16 protein-coding genes and 2 pseudogenes are annotated in these 18632 nt (G+C 42.8%); 10 read left to right on the top strand and 8 right to left on the bottom strand.

The window, feature by feature from the left end; genetic code table 11:
- Window positions 1–399: 399 nt before the first annotated feature.
- The gene (locus ACQY3F_RS13200; RefSeq protein ID WP_428355343.1) at window positions 400–591 is read right to left on the bottom strand and encodes a CPXCG motif-containing cysteine-rich protein; all 192 of its coding nucleotides are present in this window, start codon (window positions 589–591) and stop codon (window positions 400–402) included.
- A gap of 206 nt (window positions 592–797) precedes the next feature.
- On the opposite strand from ACQY3F_RS13200, the gene htpG reads away from it, so the two are divergent.
- Window positions 798–2726, top strand: a complete 1929-nt coding sequence (gene htpG, locus ACQY3F_RS13195) for a molecular chaperone HtpG (RefSeq protein WP_428355342.1) — start codon at window positions 798–800, stop codon at window positions 2724–2726.
- 122 nt (window positions 2727–2848) lie between these two features.
- Here the strand turns inward: htpG and ACQY3F_RS13190 are convergent, their stop codons facing one another.
- From ACQY3F_RS13190 to ACQY3F_RS13165, 6 genes and pseudogenes are all read right to left on the bottom strand, one after another.
- Complete coding sequence (locus ACQY3F_RS13190) at window positions 2849–3226, bottom strand: type II toxin-antitoxin system VapC family toxin (protein ID WP_428355340.1); 378 nt, start codon at window positions 3224–3226, stop codon at window positions 2849–2851.
- Window positions 3226–3462: a type II toxin-antitoxin system Phd/YefM family antitoxin gene (locus ACQY3F_RS13185; RefSeq protein ID WP_428355339.1), complete on the bottom strand. Its 237-nt coding sequence runs from the start codon at window positions 3460–3462 to the stop codon at window positions 3226–3228. Before ACQY3F_RS13185 ends, ACQY3F_RS13190 begins: the two co-directional genes overlap by 1 nt.
- Before the next feature lie 410 nt (window positions 3463–3872).
- Complete coding sequence (locus tag ACQY3F_RS13180) at window positions 3873–4250, bottom strand: CBS domain-containing protein (protein WP_428357685.1); 378 nt, start codon at window positions 4248–4250, stop codon at window positions 3873–3875.
- 32 nt (window positions 4251–4282) lie between these two features.
- Window positions 4283–4633: a P-II family nitrogen regulator gene (locus tag ACQY3F_RS13175; protein WP_428355338.1), complete on the bottom strand. Its 351-nt coding sequence runs from the start codon at window positions 4631–4633 to the stop codon at window positions 4283–4285.
- A 13-nt stretch (window positions 4634–4646) separates the two neighbouring features.
- A pseudogene (locus ACQY3F_RS13170) lies at window positions 4647–5426 on the bottom strand (DUF1538 domain-containing protein).
- Window positions 5423–6151 (bottom strand): DUF1538 family protein, encoded by a 729-nt coding sequence (locus tag ACQY3F_RS13165; protein ID WP_428357684.1) that lies wholly within the window; start codon window positions 6149–6151, stop codon window positions 5423–5425. Before ACQY3F_RS13165 ends, ACQY3F_RS13170 begins: the two are co-directional and overlap by 4 nt.
- A gap of 317 nt (window positions 6152–6468) precedes the next feature.
- Here ACQY3F_RS13165 and ACQY3F_RS13160 point away from each other — a divergent pair, with 317 nt between their 5' ends.
- Window positions 6469–7554: a TRAP transporter substrate-binding protein gene (locus tag ACQY3F_RS13160; protein ID WP_428355337.1), complete on the top strand. Its 1086-nt coding sequence runs from the start codon at window positions 6469–6471 to the stop codon at window positions 7552–7554.
- A 146-nt stretch (window positions 7555–7700) separates the two neighbouring features.
- On the opposite strand, the gene ACQY3F_RS13155 is transcribed toward ACQY3F_RS13160, so the two are convergent.
- Window positions 7701–7829, bottom strand: a complete 129-nt coding sequence (locus tag ACQY3F_RS13155; protein ID WP_428355336.1) for a hypothetical protein — start codon at window positions 7827–7829, stop codon at window positions 7701–7703.
- 59 nt (window positions 7830–7888) lie between these two features.
- Between ACQY3F_RS13155 and edd the strand changes: the two genes are divergently transcribed.
- The 8 genes and pseudogenes from edd to ACQY3F_RS13115 all read left to right on the top strand — a co-directional run bounded on the left by edd (window position 7889) and on the right by ACQY3F_RS13115 (window position 18281).
- A complete protein-coding gene (edd, locus tag ACQY3F_RS13150; protein ID WP_428355334.1) occupies window positions 7889–9736 on the top strand; it encodes a phosphogluconate dehydratase in 1848 nt (615 codons plus the stop codon).
- A gap of 82 nt (window positions 9737–9818) precedes the next feature.
- Window positions 9819–10466, top strand: a complete 648-nt coding sequence (locus ACQY3F_RS13145; RefSeq protein ID WP_428355333.1) for a bifunctional 4-hydroxy-2-oxoglutarate aldolase/2-dehydro-3-deoxy-phosphogluconate aldolase — start codon at window positions 9819–9821, stop codon at window positions 10464–10466.
- A gap of 146 nt (window positions 10467–10612) precedes the next feature.
- The gene (gene aceE, locus ACQY3F_RS13140; RefSeq protein ID WP_428355331.1) at window positions 10613–13294 is read left to right on the top strand and encodes a pyruvate dehydrogenase (acetyl-transferring), homodimeric type; all 2682 of its coding nucleotides are present in this window, start codon (window positions 10613–10615) and stop codon (window positions 13292–13294) included.
- A 15-nt stretch (window positions 13295–13309) separates the two neighbouring features.
- A pseudogene (locus ACQY3F_RS13135) lies at window positions 13310–13477 on the top strand (biotin/lipoyl-containing protein); the annotation flags it as partial.
- Between the two features lie 183 nt (window positions 13478–13660).
- Window positions 13661–14920: a dihydrolipoyllysine-residue acetyltransferase gene (gene aceF / locus ACQY3F_RS13130; RefSeq protein WP_428357683.1), complete on the top strand. Its 1260-nt coding sequence runs from the start codon at window positions 13661–13663 to the stop codon at window positions 14918–14920.
- A gap of 12 nt (window positions 14921–14932) precedes the next feature.
- Window positions 14933–16345, top strand: coding sequence for a dihydrolipoyl dehydrogenase (gene lpdA / locus ACQY3F_RS13125; protein ID WP_428355329.1), 1413 nt, complete (start codon window positions 14933–14935; stop codon window positions 16343–16345).
- 164 nt (window positions 16346–16509) lie between these two features.
- Complete coding sequence (mltB, locus tag ACQY3F_RS13120) at window positions 16510–17496, top strand: lytic murein transglycosylase B (protein WP_428355328.1); 987 nt, start codon at window positions 16510–16512, stop codon at window positions 17494–17496.
- Window positions 17493–18281 carry a septal ring lytic transglycosylase RlpA family protein gene (locus tag ACQY3F_RS13115; protein ID WP_428355327.1) on the top strand — a complete coding sequence of 263 codons (789 nt, stop codon included), beginning with the start codon at window positions 17493–17495 and terminating at the stop codon, window positions 18279–18281. Before mltB ends, ACQY3F_RS13115 begins: the two co-directional genes overlap by 4 nt.
- The last annotated feature ends 351 nt before the right edge of the window (window positions 18282–18632 follow it).

The following is an 18632-nucleotide window of genomic DNA, read 5'->3' as shown; positions in this document are numbered from 1 at the left end:
ATAGGCGGCCAGCCTTCGAAAATGGCAACAAAGCATTGATTAAAAAATTAGCTAAGGTTATTGGAGAGAATTGAACATACGCAGTTATAAAGCTTAGCTGTTGCTAGGCTATCTTTACATATTCTGCCCTAATCTTACATTACCTGGTAGCATCTTTCTCTACTCCTGATGAACCTAGAAAAATCAGTTGCTCACGTTTTCTAGCACAAGCTCTTGATTCCACCGCACTTGCAAAAAATGTCCGCTTAACCTATGGGTGAAGCTAAAATTTTTTGAAAGCACTGTGAAACCCATATCTTGCACTATAAATTCGCGCTCAACTGATTTTTCTAGGATGAAGGTTGTTGCCTATTTGCAGTTCGGTGCCTGCATCTGATATAGAATTGGCGACCTAAAACTTTAGTCATTTTCCTGTAAAAGGGAAATAAAGATTTCACCCTCGTGAGAAATCGTCACATCAATAGTGATGGGTTGGCAGCAAACCTGACAATCTTCAATATAATTTTGATGCATCTCCGATGGGTCAATCAGAATTTCTATACTTTCCCCGCAATACGGGCACTGTTCTTTTCGTTCTTGCAAACCACTCATATTAGATACCTTTATTTGTTCAGAAATGTATTTGGATGTCGCTTAGTCATCTTGATAAATAAAATAGCAGGGTTTCTGCGAAAATGTAAAAAATATTCCAGTTGGCTGTACGTTACTTTGTGCATATTTTCTTTTGCCCTTGAAAAACTATTCTTTACCCTAATATCGAAAGGACTATTTATTTTTATTTGGAGAGCATTATCACCATGACCGTTGAAGCTAAAAAAGAGACGCTTGGATTTCAAACTGAAGTTAAGCATTTATTAAATTTAATGATTCACTCTTTATATAGTAATAAAGAGATTTTTCTGCGCGAGTTAATTTCTAATGCATCTGACGCGGCTGATAAGTTGCGCTTTGAAGCATTGTCTAATGATGGCTTGTATGAAGGTGATAGTGAGTTAAAAATACGCCTGGCTTTTGATAAGGAAGCAAATACGATTACCGTAAGTGATAACGGTATTGGTATGACGCGCGAAGAAGTGCAGGAGCATATTGGTACGATTGCAAAATCAGGCACAAAACAATTTTTTGATGCTCTTACTGGTGACCAGGCAAAAGATAGCGAATTAATTGGTCAGTTTGGTGTGGGTTTTTACTCTGCGTTTATCGTGGCTGATAAGGTTACTTTGATTACACGTAAAGCGGGTAGCGAAGAAGCAACGCTTTGGGAATCAGCAGGTGAAGGTGAGTATACACTGGAAAGCGTAGAAAAATCTGGCCGTGGTACTGAAGTCACCTTGCACTTAAAAGAAGATGAAAAAGAATTTTTAGACGATTTTCGCCTTAGTTCTATCGTTAGAAAATTCTCTGATCATATTTCTTTGCCTATTGTTATGGCGAAAGAAGTTCCTGCCGTTACTGATGAAGAAGGCAAGGAGACTGAGCCAGCTAAAATAGAAGACGAAACGATTAATAGTGCTTCAGCGATGTGGACTAAGTCTAAAGGCGAGTTAGATGAGGAAGCCTATAACGAATTTTACAAGCATGTAGGCCATGATTTTCAAGACCCTTTAGCACACGTACATAGCAAGGTTGAAGGGACTAACGAATATACAATGTTGTTATATGTACCTGCACGCGCGCCTTTTGATCTGTGGGATAGAGATGCAAAGCATGGTGTAAAACTGTATGTACGTAAAGTATTTATCATGGATGATGCTGAGCAATTAATGCCACGTTATTTGCGTTTTGTACGCGGTGTTATCGATACTGATTCATTACCGCTTAACGTATCGCGTGAACTTCTGCAGCAAAGCAAGAAAATCAGTACGATTAAAGCAGGCGCAGTCAAGAAGATTCTAGGCTTATTAGAAAATATCGCGACTAACGACAAAGAAAAATATGCTACTTTCTGGGAGCAGTTTGGTAATGTGATCAAAGAAGGCCCAATTGAAGATCATAAAAACAAAGACCGGGTTGCGAAATTATTACGTTTTGCTTCAACTCATGCAGATACTGATGCGCAAGAGGTGTCATTCGAAGATTATATTGGTCGTATGCAGGAAGACCAGGACAAAATTTATTATGTAACTGCAGATAGTTTTGCTGCCGCTAAAAATAGTCCGCACCTGGAAATCTTCCGTAAAAAAGGCATCGAAGTTTTATTATTAACGGATCGTGTTGATGAGTGGCTGGTTTCTAACCTGAATGATTTTGATGGTAAAGTCTTGCAATCAGTTGCTAAAGGTCAACTAGACTTAGACAAATTCGATACTGAAGAAGATAAAAAAGAGCAGGAAGAAGCCTCTAAAGATTTTGAGTCGGTTATTAATCAGATTAAAGAAGTGCTAGCAGATAAGGTGGGTGATGTACGTTTAAGTCATCGTTTGACTGCATCTCCTTCTTGTCTGGTGACTGAGCAAGACGCGATGAGTTTAAATATGGAACGCATCATGAAAGAAGCCGGTCAGGATATGAGCATGATGGGTATGGGTGCGAATAAGCCTATCTTTGAAATCAATCCGGAGCATGCTTTGGTTACGCGTTTAAAAGAAGAGCAAGATGATACTCGCTTTTCTGATCTAACTCGTATTCTGTTTGACCAGGCAGTATTAAGTGAAGGTGGTCAATTAGATGATCCAGCTGAGTTTGTACACAACCTGAATGGATTATTGCAGGGTTTATTGAAATAACACTCTCGTTTTAATAGATTGTAGAAAAGGCCGCTATATGCGGCTTTTTTTATGCCTGCAGAAAGCGTAGAGCTCATTTGTCAAGAGCTTCAGCGGTTACTGGTTTAAAAATATGTAACGAATTACCATGACCACGATAACGTATATTGTTGGATATGCTGGTCAACTGTTATCAAGTTTAAACCTTCCATCTGGGCTTGTGCGATTAGCATTCGATCAAAAGGATCACGATGTAGCATAGGTAAACTTGCTGACTGAAGAATATGGGAGGTTTTTATTGAAAGCAATTCAAATCCATTTAGTTGTAATTCAGACTCTAAGGATTTCAGGGGAAAAGTTAAGCGGCCAATAGAAACTTTTATCGCTATTTCCCAATAACTGGCATGACTCACAAAAATACTATTATCAGGACGACTAATAATTTTCTTAGCAGTTGCACTTAATTCAGGTGAGTTATTTAGCCACCAGATAAATGTATGGGTATCAAGCAAGTAATTCATTACATACCTAATGCTGAGGCTATATCGTCAGGTAAAGGTGCATCAAAATCTTCATTAAAGCTAATTTTTCCATGTAGGCTACCTGGTTCACGTTGTTGTACTGGTTTAACTGAGTATGGAATAAGCCGCGCAATTGGCTTGCCGTGACGAGCAATAATCACATCTTCGCCAGCTTCTATTTGTTCAAGTAATTGTGATAAGTGTGTTTTAGCTTCGTGTATATTCATTTGTAACATAGACAGGCTCCGCAGTTAGCTAAACTTAGTTTAGTTCTATTTCTGGTGTGTGACAAGCTAATCATCCTTTTTTGTCTGTTACAGTGTCCGGAAAGGTCTTGGTGGGGCAGTTTTATGATTGAATTGATACAGTAATAGCTGGAGAAGAGCTAAAATTCAGGCGGTGAAAAAATACCGAGACTTATGTCGTTCTGTGTTGTTCGCTGTGAAGCGTGTTCTTATCCCCTGAGTCAGTTTGAATTATAATCAGTATTTAGGGAGTAAAAAAATCGTTGCAAGCCCTAGGAAGATTAGAAAACCCATGGTATCGGTAATAAAGGTAATCATAACGCTGGTACCTACTGCCGGGTCTTTACCCATAACACTATCTAGCAAGCATAAGCATCATTATGGAATAAAAAGTTTAACCATCACTCTGGTTCTATTGTTTTATATAAGCCTTCTAATACCAGTGCATTTGGGCTAACTGTACCGATAACTTCGCGACCCTCTAGTACCGGAGCACGCACTAGATCATAATGCGCAAATAAGCGCGAACAATAGCGAATGTCCATATCTGGCCGCACTGAAATAACCGGCTTTAACATGATCTCATAAACATTAACGCGCTCAGGGGCTTTGTCTTTTGCGAGTACATGCCGAGCTATATCACCCGAGGTCACCAGAGCGTATTCATCATCATCATGGCGTTTATTGACCACTAGCGTGGATGTTTTTTGGGCTTTCATGACCCGTAATGCTTCGCTAATGGTTGCACTTCCGTCTATGCTGGCAAAATCTGTTTTCATCACATCGCGTACTCTTGTTATCACTCTTTTACTCATAGCTTTTCCTCAACAATTGGCGTTAGTTTTTCGACCTGATGCATAACCCCGATGGCATCTTCAACATCAATCTGAAAGGCAATCCCGGTCCCTGGTTTGGAGTCAAATTCAGCCACTTTTGAAATGGCTTCTAAAATCGTGCGACTTAGGTGTTCTTCTACTAGAAACAATAGCACATCACGCTGAGATTCTAGGGTTAGACCAAAAAAGGTTTTTGATGTCTCAAGACCTTCCCCGCGAGCATTATTAATGACCGTGGAGCCGGTTGCACCATATTCACGAGAGGTCTCCAGAACTAAGTCCGTCTTATCATCTTCTACAAAAGCAATAATCAGTTTGAAATGCATTTATCTACCCTATTTATTTTGATTGTTTTTGGCTTCGGCGGCTTTTCCAGTTAGCAATTTGCGCATATCCCAGCACTGCAATAATAGGAAATAAACTGGCAAATGCAATCAGGCCAAAGCCATCTAGTAATGGGTTGCGCCCAGGGACCGTGGAAGCCAGGCCTAGTCCAAGTGCTGTCACTAACGGTACAGTCACAGTTGATGTGGTTACGCCACCCGAGTCATAGGCTAAGCCGATGATCATTTTAGGTGCAAAAATAGTTTGTATGATAACAATGACATAGCCAGCTATAATGAAAATATACAGTTCAGTACCTGAAACGATACGGTAAGCACCTAAAGCAATGCCAAAAGCAACACCGACTGAAACGGCTAGTCTTAAACCTAATGCGTGAATCGCTCCACCGGAAATTTCCTGTGCTTTGATGGCAACGGCCATCAAAGCCGGCTCCGCCAGTGTGGTTGCAAAGCCTATGCTGGCGGCAAAGATATATACCCAGTAATAAGCCTGCCAGGGAGCATTGCTTGCTGAAGCATCGATGTGCAAAAATTCAGGAGTAGTCAGCTGTTTTGCCATTAATTCACCAATTGGAAATAATGCCATTTACAGCCCTTGCAAAAACAGGGCAATACCTAGTAAAACGTAAAAAAAACCAACGAATATTTTTTTAGGCTGGTGTATAGGTTTGCGGATAATGAGCAATTGAAAGCCAATAATAATGGCTGCAATCGGCATGACATCCCGGAATGTCCCGAGCAGGGTTTGCCAGAAAGATAGCAGCCACTCCATCATAGAATCATTCCGTAGGCCATTACAAAGATCATCGGTGTAAGTGAGGCAAATGCGATCAAGCCAAAGCCATCTAGCATCGGGTTACGCTCTTTAATCGCAGAAGCAAGTCCAACCCCTAAAGCGGTTACCAATGGGACGGTAATGGTTGAGGTCGTTACCCCACCGGAATCATAGGCGATACCGATAATTTCTTTAGGCGCGAAAAAGGTCATGATAACAATGCCGACATAGCCTGAAATAACCAGATAATGTATAGGCCAGCCTTTAATAATACGAATGACACCGATAAAAATTGCAAATCCCACGGCCAATGCAACGGTCAAGCGCAGGCCAAATGCATAATCCGCCTTTGCTGCTGCAGTATTACTGATCATGTCACCCTTGGCTGCAATAGCAGCTGCCTCTTCAGCAACGGCTATCAATGCTGGTTCCGCGATAGTGGTACCAAACCCGAGTGAAAATGCAAAAGTAAGCAACCAGAATAAGCTGCCTTTACGGGCAAAGTCGAATGCCATTGCTTCGCCTATTGGGAAAAGGCTTTGTTCCAGGCCCTCGATAAAAAAAGTCAGGCCCAAAACGACTAATAACATACCGAAGATTAAATCAGCGACATCTGGAATAGGCTGGCGGATAACTAGAATCTGAAAAAAAAGTACCACCAGCAAAATAGGCAGCAGGTCAATAAAGCTACTTATTAGTTGTTTTAAGAAACGATTTTTTATCATCATAGAGTCATTCGCTCATGTATTGATATGGTTATCAATATTCCTACTGATTATGCTGTAAAAAAAGCCGTATGGGTATGTTTTAGTTATTTTTAATTGCAAGCTAAGGAATGTGCATGGAACAAATGAGTCAACCTGGAAGCGGGACCTTTAGTTCCGCTTCCATTGCTTGTGGTGAATTTTATTTCGTACATTGTTGATAGAGGGCTGATGTTTTTTCAGTACTCCTTTTGTAATGTTCGGGTTTTAGGATAAAGCAACCCAGTTGCTGTTTAATTCGGGTAAAATACGCCAACTAAAGTATAAGGCAACAGAATATGAAAAGACGTGATTTTATTAATAAGGCTGGTGTAGGCGCTATAGCGACAGGTGGTACATTACTCGCTCCTGGCGTTGTTCACGCCAAAGCGCAGTTCAAATGGAAAATGGTTACGGCTTGGCCGAAAAATTTTCCTGGTCTGGGTGTTGGGGCTAACCAGCTGGCGCAAATGATTAATGAAATGAGTGGCGGCCGTATTAAGGTAAAAGTCTACGGTGCGAATGAATTAGTGCCTGCTTTTGAGGTGTTTGACGCAGTTTCTACTGGTACTGCGCAAATGGGACATTCAGGTGCTTATTACTGGAAAGGCAAGAATGAAGCAACGCAGTTTTTTTCTTCTGTCCCGTTTGGCTTAACGGCTCAGGAAATGAATGCCTGGTTGTATTATGGTGGTGGTATGGAGCTCTGGCGCGAGTTATACGCGCCATTTAATTTAATCCCGGCGGCGGCAGGTAATACGGGGGTGCAAATGGCGGGCTGGTTTAATAGAGAAATAAAAACTATTGATGATTTAAAAGGCCTGAAAATGCGTATCCCTGGCCTAGGTGGAGAGGTATTGCGTAGAGCGGGCGGTACCACGGTCAATATGCCGGGTGGTGAGTTATTTACGTCTTTGCAATCAGGTGCGCTGGATGCCACGGAATGGGTGGGGCCATATAATGATCTGGCTTTTGGCTTTTATAAAGTAGCCAAGTATTATTATTACCCTGGCTGGCATGAGCCAGGTTCTACGCTGGAAGCCATGATTAATAAACAGGCGTTTAACAAGTTGCCTGGTGATTTACAAAGTATTGTTATGGCGGCATGTAAAGCAGTGAATATAGATATGTTGTCTGATTATATGGCGAAAAATAATCAGGCACTGGATGCCTTAGTTAACAAGCATGGTGTAAAGTTAATGCCATTGCCGGATGAGGTGCTGAGAAAACTAAAGCAGATTTCCGAAGAAGTGGTGCTAGAGCTGGCTAATAAAGGTCCGATGGCAAAGAAAATCTATACTTCTTTTAACCAGTTTAGGGGGCAGGTTTCAAACTGGAGTGCTTTGTCTGAGCAGGCATTTTTAAAGGCTAGAGCTTTGGTGTAGGGTAGACTTTAGTCTGCTATATTTCGCGTGGTCACGGATGCGGTTGTATAGTGAGTTGATTTTTGTCGATAGCAAGATGCTGAAACTGGCGCATAGCTCGCTACGTAACGGTTTCAGCGGCGTTGCTATCGGCAAAAACTCAGCCGCTAGAAATCCGCATCCGTGACCGCGCGAAGTATAGAACTGAATCTTGCCAATAATAGCGGACTAAAGTCCGCTCTACAGTCTGCTGTGGTTTTTGTTGGCACAGTGTTGCTGTATAATAACGCGTTCATAATTTGGGGTACTTTATTATTTATTACTTCTTTAAAGTAACTTTACAGGAAAAGATTAAATGCATTCAGTAGTAGAAGAGGTTACTCAAAAAATCATTGAGCGCAGTCGTGTGGTGCGTGCTCTTTATTTAAAACATATTGATAAAGCTGCTGAACAAGGCCCGCATCGGTCAACTCTGGCCTGTGGTAATTTAGCACATGGTTTTGCAGCCTGTAGTCCAGCAGATAAAGCCGATTTAACGGCGGAAAAGAAAGCGAATATTGCTATTATTTCTTCATATAATGATATGTTATCTGCGCATGAGCCTTATAAAGATTCACCTGCTTTAATTAAAGCCGCGATTAAGCAAGCCGGTGGTGTTGCGCAGTTTGCTGGTGGCGTTCCTGCCATGTGTGATGGAGTGACGCAAGGTCAGCCAGGTATGGAGCTGTCTTTATTTAGTCGTGACGTGATAGCGATGTCTACCGCGATTAGCTTAAGCCATAATATGTTTGATGGTGGCTTATATCTTGGGGTTTGTGACAAGATTGTTCCAGGTTTATTATTAGGTGCATTGAGTTTCGGACATTTACCCGCTGTTTTTGTTCCTTCTGGTCCAATGACCAGCGGTATCTCCAATAAAGAAAAATCCCGCACACGGCAGAAGTATGCGGAAGGGAAAATTGGCCGTAAAGAATTATTAGAATCTGAATCTAAGTCCTATCATAGTCCAGGTACTTGTACTTTCTACGGTACGGCTAATAGTAACCAGATGATGGTCGAGATTATGGGATTACATTTACCGGGTAGTTCTTTTATCAATCCTTATACACCACTGCGTGATGAGCTCACTAAAGCCGCGGCAGAGCAAGTCTTGAAATTTACTGCATTAGGTGATGATTATCGTCCATTAGGTCGGGTGATTGATGAAAAAGCTATCGTTAATGCTATTGTGGGTTTACTGGCGACGGGTGGATCAACTAATCATACGATGCACATTGTAGCGATTGCGCGAGCAGCCGGTATTGAAGTGAACTGGAATGATTTTGATGAGCTATCGCGTGTTGTGCCGTTATTAACACGCGTGTATCCAAATGGGCCGGCTGATATCAACCATTTTCAAGCCGCTGGGGGTATGAGTGTGTTGATTGCCGAATTATTACGCGGCGGCTATTTGCATGAAGATGTTTTAACTGTGGGCGATCAACGCGGTATGACGGGTTACTCGCAAGAACCAAAAATAGAAAATGGCAAACTGGTCTGGAAAGAGGGACCTAATGGCTCATTGGATAAAGAGGTTATCGGTTCATTAGAAAAACCTTTTGCTGTAGGCGGTGGTCTGCATTTGATGCGTGGTAATCTGGGGCGCGGTATTTCTAAAGTATCTGCAGTTTCTGAAGATCACCAGGTGGTTGAAGCGCCTGCGATTGTATTTGATGATCAGGATGAAGTACTCGCTGCTTTTCATCGTGGTGAGCTAGAACGTGACTTTATTATTGTGCTACGTTTTCAAGGACCGAAATCCAATGGTATGCCTGAGTTGCATAAATTAACCCCGTTATTAGGTTCTTTGCAGGATAGAGGCTTTAAAGTAGCAATTGTTACCGATGGACGTATGTCCGGCGCATCAGGTAAAGTGCCTTCAGCGATTCATATGTGCCCTGAATGTGAAGATGGTGGCCCATTGACTAAAGTACGCACGGGTGATGTGATTAACCTGAATGCCCAGACTGGTGAGGTTAATGCGCTAGTGGATGCTGCTGTGTTTGCTGCTCGTAAACCTGAGCCGAATAGTGCGCAGGATCATCACTGGGGTATGGGTAGAGAAATGTTCGGTGCATTCAGGGTAGGCGTTTCTTCTGCAGAAACCGGAGCAACTAATTTATTTGATGAAGATAACCTGTATTGTCGAGTTAATCGGACCTAACTGAGGTAGGGAGTGGCTTTAGCCCGCCAATACATAAAAGGCGGGCTAAAGCCACTCCCTACTAAAATAATTAAAAATCAATATGACTATAAATAACTGGAAAGTACATCCCTCTGACGTTTTAAATGCATCGCCTGTTATGCCGGTCATGGTTATTCAAGACGCGGCGGATGCAGTACCTTTGGCTAGAGCGTTAATGGCTGGTGGTATCAAAGTGCTGGAAATTACTTTACGCACAGCGGCAGCAATGGGCTCTATTAAAGCCATTAGTCAAGAAGTTGAAGGTGCGTATGTTGGCGCAGGTACGATTACTACGCCTGAGCAGTTGCAGGCTGTTGCAGATGCGGGCGCAGTATTTGCAATTAGTCCGGGTTTAACACCTAAGCTTTTGGCTGCAGCGAATCAAAGTGAAATAGCGCTTATACCTGGAATTGCATCTGTTTCAGAGTTAATGTTAGGCATGGAATATGGTCTGGATCATTTTAAGTTTTTTCCGGCTGAAGCGGCAGGAGGTATTCCCATGTTAAAAGGGATAGCTGGGCCGCTTCCACAAATAACTTTTTGCCCCACTGGTGGAATTTCACCGAGTAATTATAAAGATTATCTGGCGCTTAAAAATGTAGCTTGCGTGGGTGGTTCCTGGTTAGTACCGGCCGAAGCAGTGAAGAATAAAGATTGGGCTGCCGTAACCGCACTGGCTAAAGAGGCGGTTGCAAATGCAAAAAAATAGTTAAGTGTAACAAGCTAGGGTGGGCAGCTCTTTTTTGCCCACTGAATATTATCGGACTACAGGGTGGGCAGGAAAGTATTGCCCACCCTACAATTGTTTTAGAGTGCTGAAAAAGTAGGCACAACACAAAATCGCAGGAGTATGGGATGAGTAATGGTTTGAATGCCAATATGTTAGATCAGCTTGATATAGATCCGCAAGAAACAAAAGAATGGCTGGAAGCTTTAGGTGCTATCCAGGACCAGGATGGTAATGAGCGTGTCCAGTTTATTATTGGACAGCTGGTCGAAATGGCAAGACAATCAGGTGCAGCGATCCCCTTTAGTGCCCATACCGCTTATATCAACACGATACCTGTTGAGCAACAACCAAAGTTTCCTGGCATGACCACAATTGAGCGTAAAATTCGCGCTTATGTTCGCTGGAATGCCATGATGATGGTCTTAAGAGCGAATAAGAATACTAATGTTGGCGGACATATTGCCAGCTTTGCATCAGCTGCAACCTTGTATGATGTTGGGCATAATCACTTTTGGCATGCGGCCACTGAAGAGCGCGGTGCGGATATGATTTTCGTGCAGGGACATTCTTGTCCTGGAGACTATGCTCGCGCTTATTTATTAGGCCGTTTTCCTGATGAGCAGATGGATCAATTCCGTCAGGAAGTGGGCGGCAATGGACTTTCTTCTTATCCTCACCCCTGGCTAATGCCTGATTTTTGGCAATTTCCTACCGTTTCTATGGGCTTAGGCCCTATTATGTCTATCTATCAGGCACGCTTTATGCGCTATATGCAGAGTCGTGGTCTGGCTAAGACGGAAGATCGTAAGGTCTGGGCATTTCTGGGAGATGGTGAGACGGATGAGCCTGAAACGCTGGGTGCTATTACCATGGCTGGTCGCGAAAAGCTGGATAACCTGGTTTTTGTGGTTAACTGTAACTTGCAACGTCTAGATGGACCTGTACGCGGTAATGGCAAAATTATTCAGGAGCTGGAAGGCAGCTTCCGTGGTGCAGGCTGGAATGTTATCAAAGTCATCTGGGGGCGCTATTGGGATGCGTTGTTAGCTAAAGATAAAGAGGGCTTACTGATGAAGCGCATGATGGAATGCGTTGATGGTGACTATCAAACCTATAAGTCCAAAGATGGTGCTTATGTGCGCGAGCATTTCTTTAATACACCTGAATTGAAAAAACTGGTCGAAGAATATACAGATTGGGATATCTGGACGCTGAACCGGGGTGGGCATGACCCAATCAAGGTCTTTTCTGCTTATCAGGCGGCCGTGCAGCACAAGGGGCAGCCTACTGTTATCCTCGCTAAAACGATTAAAGGCTATGGTATGGGAGATTCCGGTCAAGCGCAGAATACCAGTCATCAGCAGAAAAAAATGAGCATAGAATCGATTACAGATATTCGTGATCGGTGGCATCTTCCAGTGACTGATAAAGAAATTGAAGGCTTGCCGTATTTAAAATTTGCCGAAGATTCTGAAGAATATAAATATATGCTGCAGCGGAGAACAGACCTGGGTGGTCATATTCCTGCACGTAGACAAAAATCAGATGCGTTGGAAATTCCTGAGTTGAGTGCATTTCAGGCGGTATTGAATGGTACAAAAGCAGGACATGGTATTTCGACCACGATGGCTTTTGTTAGAATTCTCAATGTATTGGTAAAAGATAAAAAAATTGGCGAACGTATCGTGCCGATTGTACCTGATGAGTCACGTACTTTTGGTATGGAAGGGATGTTCCGTCAGCTCGGTATCTGGTCTCAGGTTGGGCAGTTGTATACACCTCAGGATGCCGAGCAGTTAATGTATTATAGAGAGGACGAAGCAGGCCAGGTATTGCAGGAAGGGATTAATGAAGCGGGAGGCTTATGTGACTGGATTGCGGCTGGAACAGCGTACTCTACGCATAATGTACCGATGATACCGTTCTTTATTTACTATTCCATGTTTGGTTTTCAGCGCGTTGGAGACTTGATCTGGGCCGCTGCTGATCAACGTACCAGAGGTTTCTTGCTTGGTGGTACTGCGGGAAGAACGACCTTGAATGGTGAAGGCTTGCAGCATGAGGATGGACATAGTCATATGATGTCGGCGACGATTCCTAATTGTATTTCTTATGACCCGACTTTCGGTTATGAATTAGCGGTCATTATTCATGATGGTTTACGCCGCATGTATGTAGAGCAGGAAGATGTGTTCTACTATATTTCGGTGATGAATGAGAATTATGATCAGCCGCCAATACCAGAAGGTGTTGAGAAAGATATTCTAAAAGGCATGTATCTGTTTCAGTCAGGTATTAGTCGTAAAAAAGCGCCGAAAGTGCAATTATTAGGTTCCGGCACGATTTTCTGTGAAGTAATGGAAGCGGCCAATCTATTGCGTGAGGATTGGGGCGTTGAAGCTGACCTTTGGAGCTGTACGAGTTTTACTGAATTAGCGCGTGATGGCGTGGCATGTGAGCGCTGGAGTCGATTACACCCGACAGCAAAAGCACGTGTCTCTCATGTAAGCAAGTGTCTTACTAAAACAGGGTTTCCGGTGATTGCTGCAACCGATTATGTTCGGGCTTTTGCCGAGCAGGTTCGTCCGTTTATCAAGGCTGAGTATACTGTTTTGGGAACTGATGGTTTTGGGCGTTCTGATACGCGTGAAAAATTACGTGGATTCTTTGAAGTGGATCGTTATCATGTCACTATTGCTGCACTGAAAAGTCTGGCAGACAAAGGTGAATTTGAGGCGGCGAAAATTGATGAGGCGATTAAAAAATATAATATTGATGCTGAAATCATTGCACCTTGGTTAATCTAACAAAAGAAGTTTATTATGACGCTATTAACAGAAGTAAAAGTGCCAGATGTCGGTGATGTTGCTGATATTGATGTTATTGAAGTATTGGTGAAAGTGGGCGATGTTGTTGAACAAGAGCAAACGCTGGCCGTGTTAGAAACAGATAAGGCCAGCATGGATATGCCCTCTAGCGCAGCGGGTATCGTTAAAGCAGTGCATATCAGTGTGGGTGATAAGGTTTCTGAAGGCGCTTTAGTCGTGACAGTGGAGGCAAGTGAAAGTGCAGCCGTTGCGAGCGAAGAAGTCATAGGCGTAGAGGATGTTCAGATTGATCTTGCGCAAAAGGCAGAAACTCCAGCTGAAGTTGCACCCGCTACCAGTGTAAGTATAGTTGAAGTGAAAGTGCCGGATGTGGGCGATGTTGCTGATATTGATGTCATAGAAGTATTAATCCAGACGGGTGATACGGTAGAGAAAGAACAGACTCTGGCGGTACTGGAAACCGATAAGGCAAGTATGGATTTGCCTTCCACGCATTCAGGTATTGTTAAAGATGTGTTTGTTAACGTGGGTGATAAAGTTTCTGAAGGGGCTTTAGTTATTAGCCTGGAAGTTCAGTCTTCAGCAGCAGCGGCACCTGCTGCTGAGCAAGCTAAACCCGCCGCTACGCCAGCAGATGCTCCGGCAGCACAGAAAAAAGTAGCTAGCAGTCCTGCCGCAAGTACAGCGACTGCCCGCGTTTCTGGTAAACCTTCTCATGCGAGCCCAAGTGTACGATTATTTGCCCGTGAATTAGGCGTGGATATCAGCCTGGTTACTCAGGGTAGTGGGCGTAAAGGGCGTATTTTAAAAGAAGATGTAAAAAGTTTTATTAAACAGGTCATGTCTTCAGGTGTGCCGGCACAAGGTGGCGCAGGTATACCCTCTATTCCGGCGGTAGATTTCAGTCAGTTTGGTGAAATTGAAGAGCAAAAACTCAGCAAAATACAGCGTTTGACCGGGCGAAACTTAAGCCGGGTGTGGTTGAATTTGCCATTAGTGACTTATCATGATGATGCTGATATTACCGAAATGGAAGCATTCCGCAAGGCCTTGAATGCAGATAAATCCACTGAAATCAAAGTCACGGGTTTGATATTTATTGTCAAAGCTCTGGTTGCAGCACTGCAACAATTCCCGAGAATTAATAGTTCTTTATCGCCGGATGGCGAATCTTTAATTCTGAAGAAATATTTTAATGTCGGTATTGCGGTAGATACTCCGAATGGTCTGGTTGTGCCGGTTCTAAAAGATGTCGATAAAAAAGGTCTTGCTGAATTAACGCGGGAATTATCTGAGCTCAGTGAGAAGGCGCGTAACGGTAAATTGCTCCCCGCAGATATGCGCGGTGGATGTATCACTATTTCCAGTTTAGGTGGTATTGGTGGTAAGGCTTTTACGCCGATAGTTAATGCACCAGAAGTGGCAATACTAGGAGTCACTCGCTCGTCTATGCAGCCAGTGTGGAATGGTTCTGAGTTTGTTCCTAAGCTGATGTTGCCCCTGGATATAACTTATGATCATCGGGTGGTTGATGGTGCAGATGGAGCGCGATTTATGTCGACAATAATTAAATACTTAAGCGATATACGCCGCTTATTACTATAGGGAGTTGAGAATATGACAGAAGTTATACATGCGGAAGTCCTGGTTTTAGGTGGTGGTCCTGGCGGTTATACGGCGGCATTTCGTGCAGCAGATTTAGGTAAGCAGGTTGTGCTGGTGGAGAAATATCCTGTTTTAGGCGGGGTATGCCTGAATGTTGGTTGTATTCCTTCCAAAGCTTTATTGCATGTAGCACAGATAGTGCACGAAGCTAAACATTTTGAACAACACGGCTTAAGCTTTGGTAAACCTGAGTTTGATTTAGATAAAATCAGAGGCTGGAAAGAAGGTATTACCAATACCTTGACAGGAGGTTTAGCAAAATTAGCTAAACAGCGTAAGGTTCAGCTAGTTCAAGGTCTGGGTGAATTCACCGGGGCTAATTCTCTGCAGGTAGTCAGTGAGTCAGGCACTCAGCAAATCACCTTTGATAACGCTATTATTGCAGCAGGTTCGCAGGTTAATAAAGTTCCTGTCTTCCCTAATGATGATCCACGTTTGATGGATTCTACTGAAGCTTTGAATCTAGAAGATGTACCCAAAAAACTGTTGGTAGTGGGTGGCGGTATTATCGGTCTGGAAATGGCAACGGTTTATCATGCCTTGGGTTCTGAAATAAGCGTAGTCGAGCTTATGGATCAGATTATTCCTGGCTGCGATAAAGATTTAGTCACGCCATTGCAACGCCATATTAAAAAGCAATATAAAAACATCTGGTTAAAAACCAAAGTTGCGAGTATAGAGCCTCAAGATGATGGGCTTAAAGTGACTTTTGATGGGGATAAAGCACCCGAGCCTGAAGTCTTTGATAAAGTGCTGGTTGCTATCGGGCGTAAGCCAAATGGACTTTTGATCGGTGCTGAAAAAGCAGGTGTGAATGTTGATGAGCGTGGCTTTATTGCAGTTGATAAACAACAAAAAACCAACGTGCCGTATATTTATGCGATTGGCGATATAGTGGGTAACCCCATGCTGGCACATAAAGCCGTTTATGAAGGCAAAATTGCAGCTGAAGTAACTGCAGGACATAAATCCGGGTTTGATGCGCTAACGATTCCTTCGGTTGCCTACACCGATCCAGAAGTCGCATGGATGGGCTTAACTGAAAATCAGGCGAAAGAACAAGGAATAGCCTATGACAAAGGAGCTTTTCCTTGGGCAGCAAGCGGACGTTCTTTAAGTCTAAGCCGCAATGAAGGTTTAACAAAAATGCTGTGCGATCCTGAAACAGGGCGTATTTTAGGGGCGGGTATGGTGGGTCCAAATGCCGGCGAACTGATTGCCGAAGCAGTTTTAGCGCTGGAAATGGGGGCTGATGCTGAAGATGTAGGTTTAAGCATACATGCACATCCTACACTTTCAGAAACCTTTGCTTTGGCAGCAGAAATGGTGACGGGTACGATCACCGATCTGTATGTTAAAAAATAAGCTTATTATGAGTTTTTTTGCTTTGTATTGCTGCCATTAAGTTAAGCAAGTTGATACAGGATGTGCTGAGGAACGAAGCGCATCTTTTGTTCTTGATGAGCTTCCTGTCGTCAGCAGATCCTATGTAATTCGTATCTATATTTATTATATAAACAACCTTTATTATGCAAAAACTATTGCTTGCTACCTTGTTTTTTTTCGCACTTATCAGTCATTCGGTTGCTCAGGCAGAGATCAAAGATAAGGCGGCTGTTGATAAATTTATCAACAAAATGGTTACTGAGCATCAGTTCGATCGTGCCGAGTTAAATACTTTATTCGAATCTGTAGAGATACAACCCAAAATTATCGCAGCGATGACTCGCCCTGCAGAAGGTATGCCCTGGTATAAATATCGTAAAATTTTTATACGTGACTCACGCATACAGGGCGGTGTTAAATTCTGGCAGGATAATCAGCAGAGTTTAGCGGCAATGCAGCAGAAACATGGCATTCCTGAAGAAATTATTGTGGCGATTATCGGTGTTGAAACCTTGTATGGAGAAAGGACTGGCGGACATCGGGTTATTGATGCACTGGCGACATTAGGTTTTGATTATCCTAAGCGTAGCAAGTTCTTTCTCAGCGAGTTAGAGAACTTTTTGCTATTGTGCCGTGAAGAAAAAATGGATCCATTAGTTCCGGTTGGCTCTTATGCGGGTGCTATGGGCATGCCACAGTTTATGCCAAGTAGTTACCGTAACTTTGCTGCTGATTATGAAGGCGATGCTAAGCGTGATATCTGGAATAATCCTGCAGATGCGATTGCCAGTGTGGCAAATTATTTTGCTAAACATCACTGGCAGCCCGGCAAAGATATTGCGTTTCCTGTTACTGCGACAGGCGAGCAATATAAACAGGCATTAACGAAAGGCTTGAAGCCAGATACTAATGCAGCGCAATTGAGAGCTATGCAGGTCGAGCTTCCAAAGCAAATGGCGGATGATGAGCCGCTAAAATTATTAAGCTTTGAGCAAGAAAAAGGCCAGGATTTATGGGTAGGCTTAGAGAATTTTTATGTGATTACCCGCTATAACCATAGCCCTCTATATGCTTTGGCAGTTTTTCAATTAAGTCAGGCAGTTAAACAGCAATACCCTGGTCATCAATGAATAAAGCCGTACTCGTATTATTGATAGCAGGTTTAAGTGCCTGTTCTGCTCCAGAAAAAAAAGAGCCTATTGTTGTTATCGATGGTGGCCCAGAAAATATAACGGTTAATATTTCGGCCATTCCGGATGCGGTGCCACGCTATGAACCCTGGTCGCCCTCTGTTAACCCTGAATCTTATATTGTTTTGGGTGAAACTTATCATGTGCAGCCTAGCAATAAGGGTTATAGAAAGCAAGGCATCGCTTCCTGGTATGGCACTAAGTTTCACCAGAAAAATACCGCAACAGGAGAGGTTTATGATATGTGGGCGATGACTGCTGCACATAAAACATTACCTATTCCCAGTTATGTACGCGTGACAAATTTAGATAACCAGCGTAGCGTAATAGTTAGAGTCAATGATCGCGGACCTTTTCATGCGCATAGAATTATTGATTTATCATTTGCGGCTGCTGCGAAATTAGGTCTGGCTAAAGCAGGCACCGGTTTTGTGGATGTTATTGCGCTGCAGCCTGGGGATAATGAAATGGGTGATGATGTTGCTCAGACTCATAAGATTTATTATCAGGTCGGTGCTTTTTCAACACGTGAAAATGCGCTTTTATTGCAACAAAAAATGTCCGCTGTGGAATTGTCAGAAAGTAGAATCGTAACGGACGAAAGCGCAGGAAGTAAATTCTTTAAAGTACAGCTTGGCCCTATCTCTTCAGTAACAGAAGCAGATCATATCAGCGCAAAATTAAAACAGCTAGGTATAGAGCAGGGTCATTATATTTCTGAATGAAACATCAGGCCTCTAGTCTAGACCTTGCTTGGAATAAAAACCTGTTTTTTACCATGAAGAGCATGAAGGGCTTGAAGGTGTATTGTCATTGTTTCGTCATTCCTGCATGCTTTTAGCAGGAATCTCGCAGGTTAAGCATAGATTCCCGATAAAAGACTTCGGGAATGACGCTTTTTTGTCCTTCATGGCAATAAAAAATAGTCTTCAATATATTTCAAATTACCTGCGAAAATGCAGTGCTCTATAAAAAATGCACTGAAAGCATTATTAGGGAGATGGAAAGAAATAATCATCCAAACGAAGTAAGCTTGTGTCTCAATAATTTATAATAATGAATTCTGAATTTATTCT

The organism is Methyloprofundus sp. (assembly GCF_965251085.1).
GTDB lineage: Bacteria > Pseudomonadota > Gammaproteobacteria > Methylococcales > Methylomonadaceae > Methyloprofundus.
This window is presented reverse-complemented; position numbering and strand designations above follow the sequence as displayed.

Excerpts from the sequence above, each read along its gene's own strand:
- ACQY3F_RS13200 (WP_428355343.1), bottom strand. The coding sequence starts at position 591 with ATGAGTGGTTTGCAAGAACGAAAAGAACAGTGCCCGTATTGCGGGGAA.
- htpG (WP_428355342.1), top strand. The coding sequence starts at position 798 with ATGACCGTTGAAGCTAAAAAAGAGACGCTTGGATTTCAAACTGAAGTT.
- ACQY3F_RS13190 (WP_428355340.1), bottom strand. The coding sequence starts at position 3,226 with ATGAATTACTTGCTTGATACCCATACATTTATCTGGTGGCTAAATAAC.
- ACQY3F_RS13185 (WP_428355339.1), bottom strand. The coding sequence starts at position 3,462 with ATGTTACAAATGAATATACACGAAGCTAAAACACACTTATCACAATTA.
- ACQY3F_RS13180 (WP_428357685.1), bottom strand. The coding sequence starts at position 4,250 with ATGAAAACAGATTTTGCCAGCATAGACGGAAGTGCAACCATTAGCGAA.
- ACQY3F_RS13175 (WP_428355338.1), bottom strand. The coding sequence starts at position 4,633 with ATGCATTTCAAACTGATTATTGCTTTTGTAGAAGATGATAAGACGGAC.
- ACQY3F_RS13165 (WP_428357684.1), bottom strand. The coding sequence starts at position 6,151 with ATGATAAAAAATCGTTTCTTAAAACAACTAATAAGTAGCTTTATTGAC.
- ACQY3F_RS13160 (WP_428355337.1), top strand. The coding sequence starts at position 6,469 with ATGAAAAGACGTGATTTTATTAATAAGGCTGGTGTAGGCGCTATAGCG.
- ACQY3F_RS13155 (WP_428355336.1), bottom strand. The coding sequence starts at position 7,829 with ATGAACGCGTTATTATACAGCAACACTGTGCCAACAAAAACCACAGCA.
- edd (WP_428355334.1), top strand. The coding sequence starts at position 7,889 with ATGCATTCAGTAGTAGAAGAGGTTACTCAAAAAATCATTGAGCGCAGT.
- ACQY3F_RS13145 (WP_428355333.1), top strand. The coding sequence starts at position 9,819 with ATGACTATAAATAACTGGAAAGTACATCCCTCTGACGTTTTAAATGCA.
- aceE (WP_428355331.1), top strand. The coding sequence starts at position 10,613 with ATGAGTAATGGTTTGAATGCCAATATGTTAGATCAGCTTGATATAGAT.
- lpdA (WP_428355329.1), top strand. The coding sequence starts at position 14,933 with ATGACAGAAGTTATACATGCGGAAGTCCTGGTTTTAGGTGGTGGTCCT.
- mltB (WP_428355328.1), top strand. The coding sequence starts at position 16,510 with ATGCAAAAACTATTGCTTGCTACCTTGTTTTTTTTCGCACTTATCAGT.
- ACQY3F_RS13115 (WP_428355327.1), top strand. The coding sequence starts at position 17,493 with ATGAATAAAGCCGTACTCGTATTATTGATAGCAGGTTTAAGTGCCTGT.